At 67.2% G+C, this 1,733-nt stretch carries 2 protein-coding genes; both read left to right on the forward strand.

Going from position 1 to position 1,733, the window contains the following annotated elements; genetic code table 11:
- Positions 1-11: 11 nt before the first annotated feature.
- Entirely contained in the window at positions 12-905 is an 894-nt protein-coding gene (locus BFL28_RS16715) for a DMT family transporter (RefSeq protein ID WP_069321665.1), read from the forward strand.
- Positions 905-1,381 carry a GNAT family N-acetyltransferase gene (locus BFL28_RS16720; protein WP_069321666.1) on the forward strand — a complete coding sequence of 159 codons (477 nt, stop codon included), beginning with the start codon at positions 905-907 and terminating at the stop codon, positions 1,379-1,381. The genes BFL28_RS16715 and BFL28_RS16720 overlap by 1 nt, the downstream gene beginning before the upstream one ends.
- Positions 1,382-1,733 lie beyond the last annotated feature (352 nt).

Here is a 1,733-nt window from a genome sequence, read left to right on the forward strand (position 1 = left end):
TTGTATAACCCCTGACCGCCCCCCTCACCGCCTTTGCCGTAGCCTCGCTCGGCATCGCCATCTTCTCGTCGATGGATGCGGTAATGAAGGGGCTGGTGATCGCGCTCGGCGCCTACAGCGCGCTCATGTGGCGCATGCTGGCGGGCGTCGCAATCAGCGCGATTCCCTATGCCGCCAGCAAGCCGCGCTGGCCCGCCCCAACCGTCCTGCGCATCCACATCGTGCGCGGCATCGTCTCCGCCGCGATGGCGTTCCTCTTCTTCTGGGGCCTCGGCCGCGTGCCGATGGCACAGGCGATCGCGCTCTCGTTCATCGCGCCCATCATCGCGCTGTTCCTCGCAGCCGCGATCCTCAAGGAAGCGATCACCCGCGCCACCATCATCGCCACCGCCATGGCCTTTGCCGGCGTCCTCGTCATCCTCTACGGCCAGTCACAGGCGCGGCTCGGCCACGACGCGTTCCTCGGCGCGCTCGCCATCCTCGCCTCGGCAGTCTGCTATGCCTGGAACATCATCCTGATGCGCCAGCAATCGCTCCTCGCCAGCGCGACCGAGGTGGCGTTCTTCCAGTCCGCGATCGTCGCGCTGATCTATCTCGGCTTCGCACCGGTCTTCCTGACCGCGCTCCCGCTCGATCATGCACCCGCCATCCTTCTCGCCGCGTTGCTCGCCACCGCGTCGCTCTTCCTGCTCAGTTGGGCCTATCGCCGCGCAGAGGCGAGCTATCTCGCGCCGACCGAATATACAGGCTTCCTCTGGGCGACGCTGTGGGGCTGGGTCGTGTTCGCGGAGCGGGTCTCCTTCTTCACGCTGGCCGGCGCAGCGCTGATCGTCGGTGGCTGCATCCTCGCCGCCCGCCGTCGCGATCACGCCCCCGCCGCCGATACCGAGGCTCAACTGCCATGATGACCATCCGCCACGCTACCGAAGCCGATTTCGACCTCGTCGCTGACTTCATCCGCAAGCTCGCCGACTATGAAAAGCTCGCCCACGAAGTTTGCTTCGACCCCGACGTCATGCGCGCGCACCTGTTCGGCCCCCGCCCCGCCGCCGAGGTCCTGATCGGCGAAATCGACGGCGTGCCGAGCGGCTTCGCGCTCTGCTTCCAGACCTTCTCGCCCTTCGAGGGCAGGCCCGGCATCTGGCTCGAGGATCTGTTCGTCGAGCCAGATGCGCGTGGCAGCGGGCTCGGGCGCGCGCTGCTCGCCCGCCTCGCCGCGCTCGTCATCGAACGCGGCGGCGCACGGCTCGAATGGAACGTCCTCGACTGGAACGATCTCGGCAAGGGCTTCTACCGCAGCATCGGCGCCGCCCATGTCGATGGCTGGGAGCGCTGGCGAATGCAGAACGAAGCGCTGACGGCTCTCGCAAACGCCAGCTGATCCCGGCCCGATCGAATAGGCGACGCTGGGCCGCGAAGCCGGCCGCCGCGCCCCGGTGAAAAAGCAGCGCAAGAAGCAGTAACGTCGGCCAGCGGTCGCACCGGCCGCCTGCCGATACCCGTTGCGAACGCCAAGTCCCGCTCCCATCGGGAGAGGGTTGCGTAGACTTGGCCGCGCTTCTTCAGCGCGGCCCTAGTCGGAGCTGGGTGAGGGGATCACCCCCTCGATGGCGCCAATCCCCTCATCCAAGCTTCGCCAGGCACTGAAGCGCCAAGCTGCGCTATCCTTCTCCCTATGGAGAAGGTTTGATCGAACGCTCCCCCGCCGCAGGCAAACCCCCTTCCCCTCGCCG

The organism is Sphingomonas turrisvirgatae (assembly GCF_001721295.1).
GTDB classification, from domain to species: Bacteria; Pseudomonadota; Alphaproteobacteria; order Sphingomonadales; family Sphingomonadaceae; genus Sphingomonas; species Sphingomonas turrisvirgatae.

Excerpts from the sequence above, each read along its gene's own strand:
- BFL28_RS16720 (WP_069321666.1), top strand. The coding sequence starts at position 905 with ATGACCATCCGCCACGCTACCGAAGCCGATTTCGACCTCGTCGCTGAC.